Genomic DNA, 18,427 nt, shown 5'->3' on the forward strand with positions numbered 1-18,427 from the left:
GGTTCCGCCTCACCGCCGCCGCAACCACGCCACGATCACGATCAACAGCACGACGGCGCCGATGACCATCGCCGCCCGCTTGGCCACCGGGACGCCGGCGGCGTCGAGGAGGTCGAGGGGCTCGGCCTCCCGGGGCGGCAGCGGTGGGGATACCGCCGTCGGCCCTTGCGGAGCGCCCGGCCCGGTCGCGGCGGCCGATTCTTCCTCCGCAACGGGTTCCTCGGCGACCGGCTCCTCGGCCGGCGCCAGCTTCCCCGCCAGGCACTCCGCGAACCGGTCGAGGATCTTGCCGCCGACCTCGCTGATCATGCCGCGGCCGAACTGCGCCGGCCGGCCCGTCACGCTCAACTCCGTGACGACCGCGGCGACCGTCTCGCCGCCATCCGCCGCAAGGGTGACCTCCACGGTGGCCGAGGCGGTGCCGTTGCCGCGGCTGTCCTTGCCGGACGCCTTGATCACCGCCCGCCGGGCCGCCGCATCCGTCGACTCGAACGACCCGGCGCCCTTGTACAGCAAGGCGACCGGCCCGAGCTTCACCTTGACGGTGCCGGCGAACGACTCCCCGTCCACCGAGGTCAGCGTCGCCCCCGGCATGCAGGGGGCGACGCGCTGTGGATCGAGCAGCGCCGACCACACCTCGTCGATCGGCGCCGCCACCCGGAACTGATGTTCCAACCGCACCTGTCAGCCTCCGACCGCCATCGTCAACGCCCGTCCGGTCAGCACCTTCGCCAGCTGGCTCCGGTACTCCGCGTCCCCGTTGCCGTCCGTGCCGGGGCTCGTGCCCTCCGCGGCGTGTTCGGCCGCCGCCCGCAACACATCCGCACCGGCCTGCTGCCCGATCAACGCCTGCTCGACGCCGACCGCCCGCACCGGAACCGATGCCATGTTCGTCAGCCCGATCCGCGCGTCGGCGATCTTGCCGCCGCTGACCTGCAGCGAGACGCCGACGGCCACGATCGACCACGCCTGCGCGACACGGTTGAACTTCTCGTAGTGCGACAGCCATCCCGTGTGCTTGGGGACCTTCACGGCGACGAGCAGTTCGTCCGGCGACAACGAGGTCGTGAAGTAGTCCACGAAGAACTCGCTCGCCGGCACATCCCGCCGCCCCGCCGGGCCTTCGACCACCATGACCGCGCCCAGCGCCAACGCCGGCGCGAGCAGGTCGCCGGCCGGATCCGCGTGCGCCAGCGAACCGCCGAACGTGCCGCGGTGCCGCACCTGCGGATCCGCCACGGTCTCCGTGGCCCGCGCGATCAGCGAGGCATGGTCCTGCACAAGGTGATCACGTGACACGTCGTAGTGCGTGGTCATCGCGCCGATCACCAGGTTGTCGCCGTCCTCGCGCACGCCGCGAAGCTCAGGCACCCGCCCGAGATCGACCAGCACCGTCGGCGCGGCCAAGCGCATGCGCAGCACCGGAAGCAGGCTCTGCCCACCGGCCAGCACCTTCGCGTCCTCGCCGGCGTCGGCCAGCGCGCGAACCGCTTCCTCCACAGTGGACGGTCGGACGTAGTCGAACGCGGCCGGGATCATCGGATGCCTCCTTCGATCGAGCCGAGGCCGCCGCCGGCCTGTCCGCCGCCGGTGTCCGCCGCTCGCCCGTGGATCGCGCTCCACACCCGGAACGGCGTGCACGGCATCTCGATGTCGTTGACGCCCATGTGCCGCACCGCGTCCACGACTGCGTTGACCACCGCCGGCGTGGAGGCGATCGTGCCGGCCTCGCCAACTCCCTTGACGCCCAACGGGTTTGTCGTCGACGGCGTCTCCGTCCGGTCCGTCACGAACGACGGCAGGTCCGCCGCCGACGGCAGCAGGTAGTCGGCGAAGGTGCCGGTGGTGAGGGTGCCGTTCTCGTCGTGGACGGCCTCCTCGAACAACGCCTGGGCGATGCCCTGCGCCAGCCCGCCGTGCACCTGGCCCTCGACGATCAGCGGGTTCACGACCTTGCCGACGTCGTCGACGCAGACGTACTTGCGGATAGTGATCCGGCCGGTCTCGGTGTCCACTTCAGTCGCACAGAGGTGGGTTCCGTGCGGGAACGAGAAGTTCTCTGGGTCGAAGGTCGCCTCCGAGTCCAGACTCGGCTCCACGCCGTCGGGCAGGTCGTGCGCGGCGAACACTGCCAGCGCGATGTCGCCGATGCCGGTGCCCTTGTCCGTGCCGCGCACGGTGAACCGACCGTTGGCGAAGTCGAGGTCGTCCTCGCTGCACTCCAGCATGTGCGCGGCGATCTTGCGCGCCTTGGCAATCACCTTGTCGGCCGCCTTCACGACGGCGATCGCGCCGACGGTCAGCGAGCGGGAACCGTAGGTGTCCATGCCCTTGTGCGACGACTGGGTGTCGCCGTGCAGCACCTCGACGTCCTCGAACGGCACGCCGAGCTGGTCGGCCACAATCTGGCTCCACGCCGTCTCATGTCCCTGCCCGTGCGGCGACGATCCCGTGACGACCTCGACCTTGCCACTGGGCAGCATGCGAATCGCCGCGTGTTCCCAACCGCCGGCCCCGTACGACAGCGAGCCCAGCACCCGGGACGGCGCCAGTCCGCACATCTCCGTGAAGGTGGAGATCCCGATGCCCAGCTGCACGGAGTCGCCGCGGTCGCGGCGCTCCGCCTGCTCCCGCCGCAAGCCGTCGTAGTCGAACAGCTCCTTGGCCTTGTCGGTGGCGGCCTCGTAGTTGCCGGAGTCGTAGGTCAGGCCGCAGACCGTGGTGAACGGGAACTCCTCGTGCTTGATCCAGTTCTTCTCCCGGATCGCCATCGGATCCATGCCCAGCTCCGCCGCCAGCTCGTCCATCAGGCGCTCGATGGCGAAGGTGGCCTCGGGGCGGCCTGCGCCGCGGTAGGCGTCGGTCATCACCTTGTTGGTGAACACGTTGGTGCAGCTGAACCGGTAGGCCGGGATCTTGTAGATGGCGTTGTACATGAACGCGCCGAGGATCGGAATGCCCGGCGTCACCAGGCTCAGGTACGCGCCCATGTCCGCGAGCAGGTCGACCTTCAACCCGGTGATCGTGCCGTCGCGGGTGGCCGACATGGTCAGCCGCTGGATCTGGTCGCGACCGTGGTGGGCGGTCGCCAGCGACTCGGTGCGGGTCTCGGTGTACTTCACCGGTTTGCCCAGCCGCCGGGCCATCAGGAAGACGAGCATCTCCTCCGGCGTCACCTGCAGCTTGCCGCCGAAGCCGCCGCCGACGTCCGGCGCGATCACGCGGACCTTGTGCTCCGGCACACCCAGGGTCAGCGCCAGCATCAGCCGCAGGATGTGCGGCACCTGGGTCGCCGACCACAGCGTGAACTGCTCGCCGGTCGGATCGCACAGCACCGACCGCGGCTCCATGAACGCCGGGATCAGCCGCTGCTGTCGAAACTTTCGCTCGATGACGACCTCGCCCGCGGCGATCGCCTCGTCGACGTTGCCGCCGGTGCCGGCCTCGGCCGAGTCGAACACCCAGAGCGCGTTCTTGTTGGTGCCCAGGGATTCGTGCACGAGCGGCGCGCCGTCGGCGACCGCCGCCTCCATGTCCAGCACCACCGGCAGCTCGTCGTAGTCGACGTCGATGGCCTCCAGCGCGTCGTGCGCCTCGGCCGCCGACCGGGCGACGACGATCGCCACCGCCTCGCCCGCGTAGTTGACCGTGTCGACGGCGATCGACGGGTGCGGTGGGGTCTTCATGTCGGCGGTGATCGCCCACGCACAGGGCAGACTGCCCTGCTCGTCGGCCAGATCCGCGCCGGTGACGACGGCCAGCACGCCGGACATGCCGCGCGCCGCCTCGGTGTTGATGCCGGTGATCCTGGCGTGCGCCACCGGGCTGCGCAGAATCGCCATGTGCACCAGGCCGGGCAGCGTGATGTTGTCCGTCCAGCGGGTACGGCCGGTGATCAGGCGGGCGTCTTCCTTGCGGCGCCGGGACTTTCCTACCTCAGGCTCGGCGGTGGCGGTCATTCGCCACCCCCGACGGTCTCGTGCTCCGGCTGCCGCTCCCCCGCCGGCTTCAGCCGGTGCGCCGCGTCCTGGACCGCGCGCACGATGTTCTGGTAGCCGGTGCAGCGGCAGAGGTTGCCCTCCAGCCCGTGCCGCACGGTCCGCTCGTCCGGATCGGGATCGTCGGCGAGCAGGTCGATCGCCTGCATGATCATGCCCGGCGTGCAGAACCCGCACTGCAGGGCGTGGTTGTCGTGGAACGCCTGCTGCACGGGGTGCAGCCGGCCGTCCCGGGCCAGTCCCTCGATGGTGGTGATCTCACAGCCGTCGGCCTGCACCGCGAGCATCGAGCACGACTTCACGCTGTGCCCGTCCACGTGCACCGTGCAGGCCCCGCAGTTGCTGGTGTCGCAACCGACGACCGTGCCGACCTTGCCGAGCGTCTCCCGCAGGTGCTGCACCAGCAGCGTGCGCGGCTCGACCTCGTCGGTGTAGCTCACCCCGTCCACGACCATGGTGATTCGCATGTCGCCTCCAGGCAGCGTCGAGCCCGGCCGGCGGCCCACCACCGCGTCGTGACCGGGCTCACAACCCGAGCCTGCTCCGGTCGACCGGAGGAGACAACCATCCACGCAGATGCGGCAGAGCCGCAGGATTCTCCCCGCACCTACGGCATTCCGCCACCAGGCGATGTTGGGAAAGGACCATTCCTGACGTTGAACGTCAGGAATGGTCCTTTCCCAACGTCACATCGGGGTCAGGCGGTGCGGTGGATGGGGCCGTCGGAGTGGGCCAGTCGGTCGCCGCGGCCGCCCCAGCGCAAGGCGATGATCTCCGCGGCGATCGACACCGCGGTCTCCTCCGGGGTCCGGGCGCCGAGATCCAGGCCGATCGGCGAGGACAGCCGGGCCAGGTCGTCGTCGGTCAGCCCGGCTTCCCGCAGCCGGGCCAGCCGGTCGTCGTGGGTGCGCCGGGACCCCATCGCGCCGACGTAGGCGACGTCGAGTCGCAGCGCCACCTCCAGCACCGGCACGTCGAACTTCGGGTCGTGGGTGAGCACCGCGATCACCGTGCGGTGGTCGATCCGGCCCGCCTCGGCCTCCTGCACCAGGTACCGGTGCGGCCAGTCGACGATCACCTCGTCGGCGTCCGGGAACCGGCCCTTCGTGGCGAACACCGCCCGCGCGTCGCAGACCGTCACGCGGTAGCCGAGGTACGCGCCGAGCCGGACCATCGCGGCGGCGAAGTCGATCGCGCCGAACACCAGCATGCGCGGCGGCGGCTCGAAGGAGTTGACGAACACCGCCATGCCCTCGCCGCGGCGCTGCCCGTCGGGGCCGTAGTGCAGCAACCCGCTACGGCCGCTGGCCAGCATGCCGCGGGCGTCGTCGGTGACGGCGTCGTCGATCCGGGCCGAGCCGAGGTCGCCGGCGCGGCGGTCCGGCCACACCACCAGGTGCCGGCCGATCAGCGCCTCGTCGGGGTGCTCGACGACGGTCGTCACGGCCACCGGCTCCTCGGCCCGCACCGACGCGACGACGTCGGCCAGTTCGGGGAAACGCTTGCCGTCGACCCGTTCGACGAACACGTCGAGGATGCCGCCACAGGTCAGGCCGACCGCGAAGGCGTCGTCGTCGCTGACGCCGTAGCGCTGCAGCACCGGCCGCCCGTCGGCGATCACCTGCTGCGCCAGCTCGTACACCGCGCCCTCGACGCAGCCGCCGGACACGCTGCCGGACACCTGGCCGTCGTCGGCGACGAGCATCGCCGCCCCGGGCTGGCGCGGCGCTGAACGGAAGGTCGCGACCACCGTGCCGAGCGCGGTCGGCCGGCCCTCCTGCCAGTTCTCGTCGACCTTGTCGAGAACGTCACGCACGCCGCACCTCCGTCAGCAATTCGTCCAGCGTGGCCAGGCTGTGCCCGGCCAGCAGCCGGTCGACGTGCGGCAATGCCGCGCGGATACCGGACTGTACCGGGGCGTAGCCCGCATGGCCGACATGCGGGTTGACCCACAGGACGGCATGGGCGAGCCGGCGCAGCCGGGCCAGTTGCTCGCCGAGCAGCCGCGCGTCGCCACGCTCCCACCCGTCCGAGAACACCACCGTGACAGCCTGCCGCGCCAGTCCCCGCTGCCCCCAGCGATCGAGAAATGCCCTGAGGGTCTCGCCGAGTCGGGTACCACCGGCGAAATCGGGCACTGCCTTGGCGGCCGCGGCGAGCGCCTGGTCGGGATCGCGCATTCGCAGCTGCCGACTCACGCGGGTCAGGCGGGTACCGAGCGTGAACGCTTCGGTGCTCGGCGGGGAGCGCCGGACGACGGCGTGCGCGAACCTCAGCAGCGCGTCGGAGTACGGGGTCATCGAGCCGGAGACGTCGATCAGCAGCACCAGCCGCCTCGGTCGCAAGCGCTTGCGGCGGTAGCGCAGGCGGACCGGTTCGCCGCCGGATCGCAGCAGTTCACGCAGGGTCTCATCGGGATCGAGCCGGCCGGTGCGCGATCGTCGTGTTCGGACGCTTCGCCGCAGCGGAGGATCGGTTCTCAGTGTCGCCAGAAGTTCCCTCAGCGCGGCGCCGTCCAGGGTGGTGACGTCCCGCCGGCGCAGGATTTCGGTGTCGCTGGCGGCTACTTTCAGTTCCGGCACGTCCGCGTCGCCCTCGCCCGACACCGGGGCCACCAGCGGCGCGCTGGTCGCCGTCCTTCGCCGGGTACGGCCGTTGCTGGCGGTGTGCACCGGGACGGCGCCGAACCAGGCGGCGAAGGCCGCGTCGTAGCCGGGGATGTCGTCCGGTTCGGCGCACAGGCTCAGCCGCCCCGCCCAGTACACCTGGCTCGGCTGCGCCACGTCGACATGGCTCAGCGCCGCCAGATACGCCTGCACCCGCACCGGGTCCGCCCGCAGCACCGCGGCGAACCCCGCCAGGCCGGGCAGCGGGTCCGTCATCTTCGAATAATGCGACTCAGGCCAGCAGCGCGTCCAACCCCTTGGCCACCACCCGGTCCGCGTCCTCCCGGTACTTCAGCACCGCGCCGAGCGTGACGGCCGCCGACTCCACGTCCAGGATCGGCCGGTCCAGGGCCAGCAACGCCTGCGCCCAGTCCAGCGACTCGGCCACCCCCGGCGGCTTCAGCAGCTCCGCCGCCCGCATCCGGGACACCGCCGTCGCGACCTGGGTGGCCAGGGACTCCGTCAGCTCCGGCAGCCGCCGCCGCAGGATCGCCACCTCGCGGGCCAGGCCCGGATGCTCGAGCCAGTGGTAGAGGCAGCGCCGCCTCACCGCGTCGTGCACCTCGCGGGTCCGGTTGGACGTCAACACCACCACCGGCGGCTCCTCGGCGCGGATCTCCCCCAGCTCGGGGATGCTGACCGCGTGCTCGCTGAGCACCTCCAGCAGGAATGCCTCGAACTCGTCGTCGGCGCGGTCGATCTCGTCCACCAGCAGCACGCAGCCCGGCGTCTCCAGGGCCTGCAGCAGCGGCCGGGCCAGCAGGAACCGCCGCGTGTACAGCTCCGCCTCGGTATCGTCGGTCCGGCCCTGGGCCTCCATCGCCCGCAGGTGCAGCAGCTGGCGCGGGAAGTCCCAGTCGTACAGCGCGCGGGCGGCGTCGATGCCCTCGTGGCACTGCAGCCGGATCAGGGAGGTGCCCAGGGCGTCGGCCAGGGCCTTGGCCAGCGCCGTCTTGCCGGTGCCGGGCTCGCCCTCGCAGAACAGCGGCCGGCGCATCCGCAGCGCCAGGAACGCCGCGGTGGCCAGCCCCTCGTCCGCGAGGTAGCCGACCCGGTCCAGCGCCGCGGCCAGCTCACCCGGGGTGTCCATGGCTTGAAGGGTAGGCCCATCTCCGGGTCGAACCAGGGACGAACCCCGATGGCACGGGCCCGCCGCGGCGGCAGTCTGGTGGCATGACGACGACGAACAACATCCTGAACGAGGCCGGCGACAAGATGCGCACCTTCCGCCGCAGCCGGGAGAACCGAATGCTGGCCGGCGTGTGCGGCGGCGCCGCCGAGCTGCTGGGCGTGGACGCCGCCCTGCTGCGGGTCGGCATGGTGGTCGGCACCGTGTTCTTCGCCGGCGCCGGCATCGTCCTCTACGCGGCCTGCTGGCTGTTGGTCCCCGAGGCCGAGAGTGAGTGAGCCGGGCGAGTGACCCGGGACCTTCGAGGGGTAGATCCCGGGTCACTCCCATGAGCGGTACTCGGTTCTAGGCCGCGTCCCGCTTGTCCACAGTGGTCACGACGCGGTTCCGCCCGGTTCGCTTCGCCCGGTACACGGCCGTGTCGGCGGCCAACAACAACCGTTCCATCGTCGTGCCGCTGCTGCGGTGCACGGCGACGCCGATCGAACAGGACAGTCCGGCGATCGGCACACCTTCCTGCGGCGCCATCACGTACAGCGCGCCGACGGTCTTGCGGATCCGTTCGGCGACCACGAGCGCGCCGGCCTCGTCGACGCCGGGCAGCAGCACCACGAACTCCTCGCCGCCGAACCGGCCGACGGCGTCGTCCGCCCGCACCTGGTTCTTCACGGCCGTGGCAACGGACTTCAGCACGGCGTCGCCGGCGAGATGCCCGTAGGTGTCGTTGACCCGCTTGAAGTGATCGAGGTCGACCATCAGCACGCCGACCGTCGCCCGCTGATCCTGCTTGCTGCGGGCCAACTCCTGCGATGCCAGGTGGTGCCAGGTGATGGCGTTGAGCAGACCCGTCTTCACGTCGATGGTCGCCGCCGCCTCCAGCTCCTTGACCAGCACGCTGCGGTGCAGCACGACGATCGGGCAGAACAGCAGCACCGTGAACAGCGGCTGGTACACCAGGGTGAGCGCGGTCAGCCCGCCGAGACAGAGCGTGGTCAACTCCAGCGCGTTGTCGTCCCAGCTGCCGAACAGCTCGGTCAGCGGAGCGTTGCCCCGGTTGCGCAGGTTGATGGACACGGCCAGCAACAGGGCGTCCACCAGCTCGAAGGTCAGCCCGCCCAGCAGGCACGCCAGCGTGACGCTCCAGCTCCACTCCGGCAGCCGCTCGGCCAGCGGCGTGCCGGCGACGGTGCTGGCGGCGAGGCAGGCCACGATCGCCGCGCTCGCGCCGAACACCGTGCGGTAGAGGGTGACGTTGTGCAGGTGCTGCCAGATCCGCAGCCACATGTGCGTGTACAGCGCGACGCAGAGCACGGCGACCAGCTGCGGCGGCAGCATCAGCACCGCGGGGATCAGCCAGATCGACGTCATGTTGATGTGCGTTGAGCCGCTCATCCGGCGGCGGTCCCGCTCGATCCGCCGGGACAGCTCGGCCTGCACCATGCCCAGTGCCAGCAGGACGGCGAAGCGGACGAGGGCCACGTCGGTGATCTCGCCGCGGGTGAAGGAGGCCAGGGCCGCGACGAGCGCTATCGCCTCCACCAGAACGGCGTAGGCGATCCAGCGCGCCGGCAGCTCCCACAGCTCGAATCCGGCCATGCGGTCTATGAGCCCGTAACGATCGACCCCTTTCGGAGAGGATCTGGACTGGCTCATACTTGACACGTCGCCCCCTTATTTCGACCGCCGTGTCCAGTGTTCAGCCGGGCACGGCAGATTCGCTAGGTTCATCCGGGTGAGTTCACAACCGTGATCGGGAGGGTTCGCCATGGCCGCAACGCGAAAGACACGCGACTAGCTCCGTCGGGTGTCCGCTCCGGATTCCGGTGCGGGCAACCAGATATCCGGCCGGCTGGTGGTGGCGCGGCGCCATGCCACCGCCACCGGCACCGCCACGAGCAGCCCGATCAGCCCAAACCAGCCCACCGCGTCGGCCGCCCCGACACGGTCCGCGACCACACCCCCCACGAATGGGCTCAACCCCTGCGCGGCCATCATTCCCGCATATGCCAGACCCAAGACCTGAGCCCGCCGGGAATCGTGCACGCCGCGAACAATCGACGCCGTTGTCTGCATGTACGTCGCCGTGCCGAATGCGCCGGCAACGACGAATAACGCCGCCGACGCGATGAGTCCGGGATGGAGCAGGCACAACAGCAACGGCACGCCCGCGGCCACGCACATCAGCGCCAGCCCGCGGGCCTGCGCGGTCCCCGGCACGAATCGTCCGAACACGAACGCGCCGATCACACTGCCCACCGGATCCGCGGCCAGCAGCAGGCCGAGCGTGGCGGTGGTGCCGCCGAGTTGGTCGTTGTACGGGCCGGCCAGTCCCTCGTACACGATGAAGACGCCGGTGAGCCAGCCGATCAGCAGCAGCGCCCGCAGGCCGGGATCGTTGCGTAGCAAGGAAAACCCGCCGGGGGTGGCGCGGTGGGCCGGGTTGAGCGCGGCCGGCCGGGCCTGGACGCCGACGCGCAGCAGCACGGCGGAGACCAGGAACGACAAGGCATCCAGCGTCAACGCCCAATAAGGACCGATGACCGCCAGCAGCAGGCCGCCGCCGGCGAAGCCGAGCACCTGCGCCGACTGGTTGGTGATGTTGCGAACGGCCATGCCGGCGAGGAAGTCCTTCTGCGGCAACACATCCGCGTAGAGCGCGCCTTCGGCGGCGCGGAACGGGGCGTTCAGCAGCGACACGCCGGCCACCAGCACGCACAGCACCGGGAACGGCATGCCCGGGATCGCGACCGGCACGATCATGGCCGCCCGCAAGAGATCCGCGGTCAGCATCACGCGGCGCCGGGGCAGCCGGTCGGCCAGTCCGGACAGGAAGACGCCGCCGACGAAGGACGGCACCAGGGTCAGCGCGAAGGTCAGCCCGGTCAGCGCCGCCGAGTGCGTGTTGCCGTACACCAGGACGACCAGCGCCACCCGGGCCAACTGGTCGCCGACCATGGACAGCCCGCCGGCGGCCCAGATCGCCCTGAACTCGGCGACCGCGAAGGCCGCCCCGAACCGTCCCGCCATACGCACCGCCCCCACCGTCCGTGCTCGCACGGTAGCGACTGGTGAGCGGAACGGGTGGTGGTCGCGGGCTTTTCACCCGCGTCGCCTAACGCGGCCGGCCGGGCACCCCCGGTCGGGTCTGCCACGGGTGCGGGCCGGCCAGCGGCCGATACTCCACACCGATCGCGTCCAGCCTGGGCAGATGGTGCTCGGTGAGGCGGCGGGTGAAGTCGGCCAGGTCCCGGTTGCTCCGTTCGGTCCAGACCACCTCGGCGAACGCCGACAGCCGCGGGAAGGCCGCGTAGTCGACGCGGCGGGGCGAGTCCAGGTGCTCGGTCCAGACGTTGGCCTGCGCGCCGAGGACCCGCCGCACGGCGTCGCCGGTGAGGTCGGCCGGGATCGGGTCGTACTCGTACACATCGGACACCGTGTGCACCGTGCCGACCGGGATCGGCTCGTCGCGGCGGTCGGACTCGCGGTGGTCCAGGTACACCTTCTGTTCCGGGCACATCACCACGTCGAAGCCGGCGCGGGCGGCGGCCACACCGGCCCGCTCGCCCCGCCAGGAGGCGATGACCGCGCCGCCGGGCAGCGGGCCGACCTCGGCGATCTCGTCCCAGCCCATCGCGCGACGTCCATGCGTGCCAAGGTGTTCCGCGATCTGACGGATGAACCAGCCGTGCAGCTCGGGGACCGTCTCGAGACCTCGCCTCTGCGCCTGTTCCGGTGTCCACTGCACCGTCGGCACCTCGTCCCCGCCGACGCAGATGATCTCCGACGGGAACACGTCCACCAGCTCGTCGAACACGTGCCGGTAGAAGTCCACAGTGGAGTCCTCGGTGTTGAGCACGTTCTCGTTGACGCCCCACAGCGGCCATACCGGCAGCGGGTAGTCGAGGTTGCCCAGCTCAGGGTAGGCGGCGATGGCCGACTGGCTGTGCCCCGGGATGTCGATCTCCGGCACCACCACGACGTGCCGCCGCGCCGCGTACGCCACGACCTCGCGGAGATCGTCCTGCGTGTAGAAGCCGCCGTGCGGGCGGCCGTCCGTCACGTCGTCGGTGCGGACGCCGACCCGCGACCCCTCGCGCCAGCCGCCGATCTCCGTCAGCCTCGGGTAGCGCTTGACCTCGAACCGCCAGCCCTGGTCGTCGGTCAGGTGCAGGTGCAGGCGGTTCAGCTTGTGCGCCGCCAGCAGGTCGACGAACCGGAGCAGGCCGTCCTTCGGCATGAAGTGCCTTGCCACGTCGAGCAGAGCGCCCCGCCAGCCGAAGCGCGGCCGGTCCTCCACCACCCCACACGGCAGCCACCAGTTCCGGTCGCCGATCGGCGCCTTGCGGAACGCCGCCGGGCCCAGCAGCTGCCGCACCGACTGCGCCGCGTGGAACGCGGCCTCCTCGTCCTGCGCCTCCACCAGCGCCCCGTCCGGGAACACCCGGATCAGGTGGCCGTTCAGCCACGGCACGATGCGGAACCGGATCGTCGGATCTGCCGCCGGCCGCAGCGGCAGGCCCGTCGCCGCCACCAGCACCTCGCGCAGCCACGTCACCGCCGCCGGATCACCGTCCAGTGTGGTGTTCTCGTCCAGCGGCAGCCGGCCGCCGGTGGCGTCCACTCGCGACGGTCGGGGCAGCAACGTCTCGAATCCGCTCACGCCCGGATGCTAGGCGAGACCCCAGGTCTAGACCAGCCTGTCGCAATTTCCAATCAACTCCACCCATTTCGCCACCGCCGCGGCGTCGACCGGGTAGTCCCAGCCGCCGGGACGCACCGCGCTGCCGACGTGGAACCTCCGCACCCCGTCGGCCCGCAGCCCCGGAACGTGTTCGGCGCGCAGGCCGCCGCCGGCCATCACGGCGACGCCGTCCGTCTCCTGCATGGCGGCCAGCTTGCGCAGCACCGGCAGCCCGTCGGCGACGCCCTTGCCGCTGCCGGCGGCGAGCACGGTGTCGGCGCCGAGCGCGACGACGTCCTTCCACGACGTCAGCGGGTCGGCGGCGTTGTCGAGGGCCCGGTGAAACGTGAACTTGCAGCCGTCGAGCTCGTCGATCACGGCCTGGCAGGTGGCGACGTCGACGGTGCCGGCGTCGGTGAGCCAGCCGAGCACGAACTCGGTGATGCCGACGTCCCGCAGCGCCACGGCCTCGGCCCGCAGCTGGTCGAGCGACCACGGCGCGAAGCCGGCGTCGTCGCGCAGCATCGCGCGCACGGGCAGGTCGGTGGCGGCGAGCACGCGGCGCGCGGTGGCCACGGCGGGGGTCAACCCGTCCGCGGCCATGTCGCTGACGAGCTCGAGCCGGTCCGCCCCGCCCTCCTGGGCGGCGTGCGCGTCCCGGGCGTCGAGCGCGATGACTTCCAGCAGCAGGTCCGACATGGTCTAGACCATAGGGCCAACGAGCCGGTGATCACCACCGCCGATCAGGCAAGATCGAGAACCGGGAGAAAATTTTCGTGACCTTGTATCTCCCGGCCGACCTCTCACTCCTGTCCTGGTGTCTGGCTCGTTCACCCACGCCATGGGGGACGACAACGGCGGACCGGGCGTCCCACAGGCGCCGGTCGGGGGTGGTGGACCCGTCTGGGGAGGCGGTTCCGCCAGGTCGAGAAACGCGCGAGAGGCGCCGGCCCACGGGGTGTCGGCCGGCCCGGTGTCGAGGGGGCATCGGTTCGGCCGTCGGGAGGCGGGCGCCGCAGCGCGGTGGACCCTTCACGTCAGCGGGGGTGTGAAGGGTCCGGGCCGGAGGCGACTACGCCGGCGTCGGACGGGGAGACCCGACGCCGGGCCGCCACAGTCGCCTCCGGCCCTTTCGCGCGCCCGATGAGCGCATTCCCTTTGCCTTGTTGATCACGCGCTGGCGTGTATCTGGTCCGTTCGAGCGATCCCTTGTTAAATCGTTGCGCTGTTCGAGGCGACTCGGCGGCACAATGAGCACGCATGGTGAACCGGGAGGGGCCGGCCACCGTGTTCGCTCCACGACAGGACGCGGCCGCGCGGGGGAAGCAGTAGGCGCGGTCCGTCACCGGGGAACCGACAGAGGGGACCGATTCATGAGCACCACGGACGACACCACGTCGACCAGCACTCCGGACGCGACCACTCTCGACCCCGCGATGCTGGACGAGGTCGAGCAGGCGCTGCACGCCGCGGCGCAGGACGGTGGCGGGGACACCACCGACGGTGGCATCCCGCACGCCGAGGACCACCCCGGCGCCGTCGCGCTCGCCGACGTCGAGGGCGGCGTCGCACATCCCAACGGGGGCATCCCGCACGCCGAGACCACCAAGCCGGGCGGCGGCGTCGCCCACCCGAACGGCGGCATCCCGCACGCGGAGATCGTCCGCCCGTGAGATTCGGTCGCGCCGGTGGCGGCCGCGCCGCCGGCGCGATCCGCGTCGTTATCGATTCGTGAGTATCTGAGCCCGAGTTCGCCGCTCTTAATCACGTCGGGGCCCGTCCGGGGGTCCGCTGGAGTGAATGGGGCGGCGGTGGCAGCACACGGAAACACGCCGGGGGGCGTGGCCGTCATCGAGCACGATTGGCCCGACTGGCTGTGGACGACTACACCAGGTAGGGCAGGATGCAGGCACGGGGTGCGTCCCCGTGGTGGGGGAACCGGGGCGCGCCGACGTACCTCAGACCCGGAGGTGCATCGAATGGCCGTTGACACGTGGGACGGGCTGACCGGCCACGACCCTTGGGAGGGGCTGACCGGTCACGACCGCCACGCGGCGTGTCTCGTAGCGGCCAGAGCCGGCAACCGCAAGGCGCTGGACGTGCTGGTCGCCGACCTCACGCCGCTGGTCTGGCACGTCACCCGCAGCCAGGGCCTGGACAAGGTGCACGCGGAGGACGTCGTGCAGACCGTCTGGCTCGCGCTGCTGCGCCACCTCGACCGGCTCCAGCAGCCCAAGGCGCTGGCCGCGTGGCTGATCGTGACGGCGCGCCGCGAGGCGCAGCGCGCCAAGACCACCGGCTTCGACCGGGAGACGCCGGTCGCCGCCGAGGACCTCGTCGACATTCCCGCCCAGGTGGACGGTCCCGAGCAGCACGCGCTGCGCGACGACCGGGACCGCCGGCTGTGGGCCGCGTTCAAGCAGCTCACCGACCGTTGTCAGAAACTGCTCACGCTGACCGTGCTGTCCGGACGGGCGCAGTACGACGCGGTCGCGGAGGCGCTGGAGATGCCCCGCGGCAGCATCGGCCCGACCCGGGGGCGCTGCCTGATCGCGCTGCGCGAGCTGCTCGACAAGGAAGGGGGGCCGCAATGAGCCACACCGACGGCGAGAACGAGTTCGAGGCCGGCTTGGACATGGACCACCTCACCGAGCAGGACCTGCTCCTGCTCGCCGAGCTCGACGTGCTGTTCGACAAGGTCGACCCGGTCCCGGCCGACCTCGTCGAGCGCGTGCAGTTCGCGATCGCGCTGGAGGACCTCGACGTCGAGGTCGCGCGCTGGGAGCGCGCCGAGGAGCTGGCCGGCGTCCGGGGCGCCGGCCCGAACACCGTGACCTTCACCGTGGAAGACCTGACCATCATGGTCAGCTTCGCTCCGGCCGGTGCCGGGTACCGGTTCGACGGCTGGCTGGTACCCGGAGGCCCGCACACCGTCGAGGTCCGCGTCGCCGGGCACTCGTCGACCACCGCGGAGGCCGACGAGGGCGGCCGGTTCGCGGTCGACGACGTGCCCAAGGGCACTACGCAGCTCGTGGTGCACATGGCCAACGGGACCGGTTCGCGGCCGCGGACGATCGTGACGCCGACGCTCATGCTGTAGCCACTCGATCTTTCCCCGGACGGTGGACACCACACCTTCGGCGGGGTGTGCTGGTATGTACGAGTGCCTCCGTCGTCCACTGCCGCTGCCGCGCGCCCACGCGCCGTCGCGGCCGTGCTGGACCGGGTGGCGAAGCTGCACGCCGGCGCGCACAAGACCGCGCTGTCCCAGCAGTACGCGGAGGCGTCCCGGCTGCACCGCCGGGCGCTGAGGCTGCTCGACCGGCTGCCGGCCGACGACCAGGAGCAGCAGCGGCTGCGGGTGCGGGTGCTCACCTCTCTCGCGCACACCGACGCCGAGGCGTACGGGCTGCGTGAGGGCATGCCGTCGCTGGTGCAGGCCGGCAAGCTGGTGTCGTCGATGCCGGCCGGCACCCAGCGGATGACGCTGGAGGGTCTGATCGAGCGCCAGCGCGGCAACCTGCTCTGGCGGGCCGGCCGGCTGCCCGAGGCGCTCGACGTGCTGGACAAGGCCGTGGTCGCGACCGACAAGGCGCTGGCCTCCGGCGCCCCCGTCGAGAACGGCCTGATCAGCGCGCTGACCGCCCGTGCGCTGGTGAACAGCGCCATGGGCAACCCGCACTCGGCCGGCGACGACCTGCGCCGCTGCCTGTGGCTCGGCCACACCTACCACTCCCCGCTGACGCTGGCGATCACCACCAACAACCTCGGCGAGATGCACTACCGGATGGGCGATGCCCCGACGGCGCTGCGCTACTACGAGGAGGCCGAGCGGCTGATGTCCCGCGTCGCGCCGACGGCCGTGCCGAAGGTGCGTACCGACCGCGCGCAGGTGCTGCTCTACGCCGGGCTGTCCGAGGAGGCCGCCAACGCCCTGGACGAGGCGTTCGGCAGCCTGCGTGAGCAGGGCGGCAACCGCGACCTGGCAGAGGCGGAGACGCTGCGTGCCGCCGCGGCCGTGATGGAGGGCGACTACGCCACCGCTCGGGCGTTCGCCGACCTCGCGCGGCGGCGTTACCTGCGGCAGGAGCGGCCCGCGATGGCCTGGCTGGCCTCGCTGACCGGGCTGCACGCCGCCGCCGCGGCCGCGCTGAGCGGTCCTCGCAAGCCGTCGAAGGCGTTGGTGCGGAAGGCCTTGGAGCTGTCCGAGGGGCTCGGCGAGGTCGCTCAGGCCGACGAGTCCGCCGTCGCCAAGCTGCTCGCCGTGCGCCTCCAGCTGCGGCGCGGCGAAGCCGCCGACGCCGCCCGGCTGCTGGCCGAGGTGCCCGCGCCGCGCCGGTTCACGTCCATCGACCACCGGATGCTGCGGCGGCTGGCCCGCGCCGAGGTCGCCGTGGCCATGGGCGATCGCCGTACCGCGTTCAGCCAGGCCCGGGTCGGGTTCACCGAGCTGGGCCGCACCCGTGATCGCATGGGCGGGCTGGAGCTGGTGTGCGGCACCGCCGTGCACGGGCGGGAGCTCGGGGTGCTGGCCGTGCGCCTCGTGCTCGACGGCGGCCGGTCCGCTGCCGTCGCGCGACGGCTGTTCGGCTGGCTGGAGCGGACCCGGGCGCAGGTGTACCGGTACGAGCCGCAGCCGTCCATCGACGATCCCGAGCTGGCCGACCGGGTCAGCGAGATCCGAAACCTGACGCGGTCCATGCAGCTGGCCAAGGCCGAGGGCCGGCGGGTGCGGGAGATGGCCGCCCGGCACGCCGCCTTGCAGCAGGAGGTCACCCGGCTCGGCTGGCAGACGACGGTGTGGGGTCGGCCTCGCCCCGTCGCCGACCTCGCCGAGGTCGGCAAGCGGCTCGAGGACCGGGCGATGATCAGCTTCGCCGCCGTGGACGATGCGCTGGTCGCCGTCGTCATCGTCGACGGGCGGCCGCGGCTCGTGCGCCTCGGCAGCGTCACCGACGCCCGGCAGAACGCCAAGATGCTGCACGCCGACCTCGACGCCCTGGCCCCCGACCACCTGCCTGCGGCCCTGGTCGAGGTCGTCTCCGCCTCCGCCCGCCGCCGTGCGCAGTTCCTCGACGACCAACTGCTGCGGCCTCTCGCCGGCATCGTCGGCGACCGGGAGCTCGTCGTCGTGCCCACCGGTCCCCTCTATCCCATCGCCTGGGGCGCTCTGCCGTCCCTGCGCGGGCGGCCCGTCGTCGTCGCCCCTTCCGCCACGGCTTGGCTCGCCGCCTCCGCCGACCAGCAGCTTCCCGGCACCGGTCGCAGCGTCCTGGTCGGCGGGCCCGACCTGCCCGCGGCCGTCGGTGAGGTCGCCCAGCTCACCCGCTACCTGCCCAGCGCCCAGGTCCTCGACGGCCCCCGTGCCACCGTCGAGGCCGTGCTGGAGGCCCTGGACGGCGCCCAGCTCGCCCACATCGCCGCCCATGGCATGCACGAGCCCGGCAACGCCCTCTTCTCGCGGCTGGATCTTGTCGACGGCGGCCTCTTCGCCCACGAGACCGCCCGCCTGCAGCGGCCGCCCGAGCAGGTCGTCCTCGCCGCCTGCGAGCTGGCCCTCTCCCGCATCCGCCCCGGCGACGAGGCCCTCGGTTTCGCCGGCGCGTTGTTGGCGACCGGCGTCCGCACTGTCACCGCCGCGGTGTCCCGGGTCGGCGACCACACCGCCGCCGACAGCATGGCCTTCTATCACCGGCGGGTCGCCGAGGGCGCCCGCCCCGCGGTGGCCCTGGCCGACGCCACCGCCGCCGACCCCCTGCGGCGCCCCTTCATCTGCCTCGGCGCCAGCAACTAACCCCGGCGAGTCCCGCCCACAGTCACACCGAATCCGTGAAACCGATTCATACATTCGGTGTGACGCTGAGCGGGACTCGCGGGGGTCGGGGTAAGCAAAAGCCCGGCTCCGCGGGTGCGGAGCCGGGCTTTCTGCCTTGCCTGTAGCGCAGAACCTCTA

Annotated in this window: 16 protein-coding genes; 5 read left to right on the plus strand and 11 right to left on the minus strand. The window is 71.7% G+C overall.

All coding sequences use genetic code 11. From position 1 onward, the window contains the following. Positions 1-9: 9 nt before the first annotated feature. The 7 genes from BJ998_RS16540 to BJ998_RS16570 all read right to left on the minus strand — a co-directional run bounded on the left by BJ998_RS16540 (position 10) and on the right by BJ998_RS16570 (position 7,754). On the minus strand, positions 10-681 hold the full coding sequence (locus BJ998_RS16540; protein WP_184862681.1) for an SRPBCC family protein: 672 nt from the start codon (positions 679-681) through the stop codon (positions 10-12). A gap of 3 nt (positions 682-684) precedes the next feature. Then, positions 685-1,539: an FAD binding domain-containing protein gene (locus tag BJ998_RS16545; RefSeq protein WP_184862684.1), complete on the minus strand. Its 855-nt coding sequence runs from the start codon at positions 1,537-1,539 to the stop codon at positions 685-687. Further along, positions 1,536-3,959 (minus strand): xanthine dehydrogenase family protein molybdopterin-binding subunit, encoded by a 2,424-nt coding sequence (locus BJ998_RS16550; RefSeq protein WP_184862686.1) that lies wholly within the window; start codon positions 3,957-3,959, stop codon positions 1,536-1,538. The genes BJ998_RS16545 and BJ998_RS16550 overlap by 4 nt, the downstream gene beginning before the upstream one ends. Continuing rightward, the gene (locus BJ998_RS16555; RefSeq protein ID WP_184862688.1) at positions 3,956-4,465 is read right to left on the minus strand and encodes a (2Fe-2S)-binding protein; all 510 of its coding nucleotides are present in this window, start codon (positions 4,463-4,465) and stop codon (positions 3,956-3,958) included. Before BJ998_RS16555 ends, BJ998_RS16550 begins: the two co-directional genes overlap by 4 nt. Positions 4,466-4,695: 230 nt before the next feature. Further along, complete coding sequence (locus BJ998_RS16560) at positions 4,696-5,814, minus strand: XdhC family protein (RefSeq protein WP_184862690.1); 1,119 nt, start codon at positions 5,812-5,814, stop codon at positions 4,696-4,698. Further along, entirely contained in the window at positions 5,807-6,880 is a 1,074-nt protein-coding gene (locus BJ998_RS16565; protein ID WP_184862692.1) for a vWA domain-containing protein, read from the minus strand. Before BJ998_RS16565 ends, BJ998_RS16560 begins: the two co-directional genes overlap by 8 nt. 16 nt (positions 6,881-6,896) lie before the next feature. Next, positions 6,897-7,754, minus strand: a complete 858-nt coding sequence (locus BJ998_RS16570; protein WP_184862694.1) for an AAA family ATPase — start codon at positions 7,752-7,754, stop codon at positions 6,897-6,899. Between the two features lie 83 nt (positions 7,755-7,837). Here BJ998_RS16570 and BJ998_RS16575 point away from each other — a divergent pair, with 83 nt between their 5' ends. Beyond that, positions 7,838-8,071, plus strand: coding sequence for a PspC domain-containing protein (locus BJ998_RS16575; protein WP_184862697.1), 234 nt, complete (start codon positions 7,838-7,840; stop codon positions 8,069-8,071). Between the two features lie 67 nt (positions 8,072-8,138). Here the strand turns inward: BJ998_RS16575 and BJ998_RS16580 are convergent, their stop codons facing one another. The 4 genes from BJ998_RS16580 to BJ998_RS16595 all read right to left on the minus strand — a co-directional run bounded on the left by BJ998_RS16580 (position 8,139) and on the right by BJ998_RS16595 (position 13,173). Then, a complete protein-coding gene (locus BJ998_RS16580; protein WP_184862698.1) occupies positions 8,139-9,389 on the minus strand; it encodes a GGDEF domain-containing protein in 1,251 nt (416 codons plus the stop codon). A 195-nt stretch (positions 9,390-9,584) separates the two neighbouring features. Further along, a complete protein-coding gene (locus BJ998_RS16585; protein WP_184868707.1) occupies positions 9,585-10,820 on the minus strand; it encodes an MFS transporter in 1,236 nt (411 codons plus the stop codon). 85 nt (positions 10,821-10,905) lie between these two features. Next, positions 10,906-12,453 carry a beta-N-acetylhexosaminidase gene (locus tag BJ998_RS16590; RefSeq protein ID WP_184862700.1) on the minus strand — a complete coding sequence of 516 codons (1,548 nt, stop codon included), beginning with the start codon at positions 12,451-12,453 and terminating at the stop codon, positions 10,906-10,908. Positions 12,454-12,480: 27 nt separating this feature from the next. Continuing rightward, positions 12,481-13,173 carry a copper homeostasis protein CutC gene (locus BJ998_RS16595; protein WP_184862701.1) on the minus strand — a complete coding sequence of 231 codons (693 nt, stop codon included), beginning with the start codon at positions 13,171-13,173 and terminating at the stop codon, positions 12,481-12,483. 674 nt (positions 13,174-13,847) lie between these two features. On the opposite strand from BJ998_RS16595, the gene BJ998_RS16600 reads away from it, so the two are divergent. The 4 genes from BJ998_RS16600 (at position 13,848) to BJ998_RS16615 (ending at position 18,268) form a co-directional block, all read left to right on the plus strand. Then, positions 13,848-14,147, plus strand: coding sequence for a hypothetical protein (locus tag BJ998_RS16600; protein ID WP_184862703.1), 300 nt, complete (start codon positions 13,848-13,850; stop codon positions 14,145-14,147). 306 nt (positions 14,148-14,453) lie between these two features. Then, entirely contained in the window at positions 14,454-15,068 is a 615-nt protein-coding gene (locus BJ998_RS16605; RefSeq protein WP_184862705.1) for an RNA polymerase sigma factor, read from the plus strand. A gap of 41 nt (positions 15,069-15,109) precedes the next feature. Beyond that, a complete protein-coding gene (locus BJ998_RS16610; protein ID WP_184868708.1) occupies positions 15,110-15,574 on the plus strand; it encodes a carboxypeptidase regulatory-like domain-containing protein in 465 nt (154 codons plus the stop codon). A 63-nt stretch (positions 15,575-15,637) separates the two neighbouring features. Next, positions 15,638-18,268, plus strand: a complete 2,631-nt coding sequence (locus tag BJ998_RS16615; protein WP_312890154.1) for a CHAT domain-containing protein — start codon at positions 15,638-15,640, stop codon at positions 18,266-18,268. Positions 18,269-18,427: the final 159 nt, after the last annotated feature.

Origin of the sequence: Kutzneria kofuensis (assembly GCF_014203355.1) — a bacterium.
GTDB lineage: Bacteria > Actinomycetota > Actinomycetes > Mycobacteriales > Pseudonocardiaceae > Kutzneria > Kutzneria kofuensis.

Coding starts and splice junctions, on each gene's coding strand:
- BJ998_RS16545 (WP_184862684.1), bottom strand. CDS start 1,539: ATGATCCCGGCCGCGTTCGACTACGTCCGACCGTCCACTGTGGAGGAA.
- BJ998_RS16550 (WP_184862686.1), bottom strand. CDS start 3,959: ATGACCGCCACCGCCGAGCCTGAGGTAGGAAAGTCCCGGCGCCGCAAG.
- BJ998_RS16555 (WP_184862688.1), bottom strand. CDS start 4,465: ATGCGAATCACCATGGTCGTGGACGGGGTGAGCTACACCGACGAGGTC.
- BJ998_RS16565 (WP_184862692.1), bottom strand. CDS start 6,880: ATGACGGACCCGCTGCCCGGCCTGGCGGGGTTCGCCGCGGTGCTGCGG.
- BJ998_RS16570 (WP_184862694.1), bottom strand. CDS start 7,754: ATGGACACCCCGGGTGAGCTGGCCGCGGCGCTGGACCGGGTCGGCTAC.
- BJ998_RS16575 (WP_184862697.1), top strand. CDS start 7,838: ATGACGACGACGAACAACATCCTGAACGAGGCCGGCGACAAGATGCGC.
- BJ998_RS16580 (WP_184862698.1), bottom strand. CDS start 9,389: ATGGCCGGATTCGAGCTGTGGGAGCTGCCGGCGCGCTGGATCGCCTAC.
- BJ998_RS16585 (WP_184868707.1), bottom strand. CDS start 10,820: ATGGCGGGACGGTTCGGGGCGGCCTTCGCGGTCGCCGAGTTCAGGGCG.
- BJ998_RS16595 (WP_184862701.1), bottom strand. CDS start 13,173: ATGTCGGACCTGCTGCTGGAAGTCATCGCGCTCGACGCCCGGGACGCG.
- BJ998_RS16600 (WP_184862703.1), top strand. CDS start 13,848: ATGAGCACCACGGACGACACCACGTCGACCAGCACTCCGGACGCGACC.
- BJ998_RS16605 (WP_184862705.1), top strand. CDS start 14,454: ATGGCCGTTGACACGTGGGACGGGCTGACCGGCCACGACCCTTGGGAG.
- BJ998_RS16610 (WP_184868708.1), top strand. CDS start 15,110: ATGGACCACCTCACCGAGCAGGACCTGCTCCTGCTCGCCGAGCTCGAC.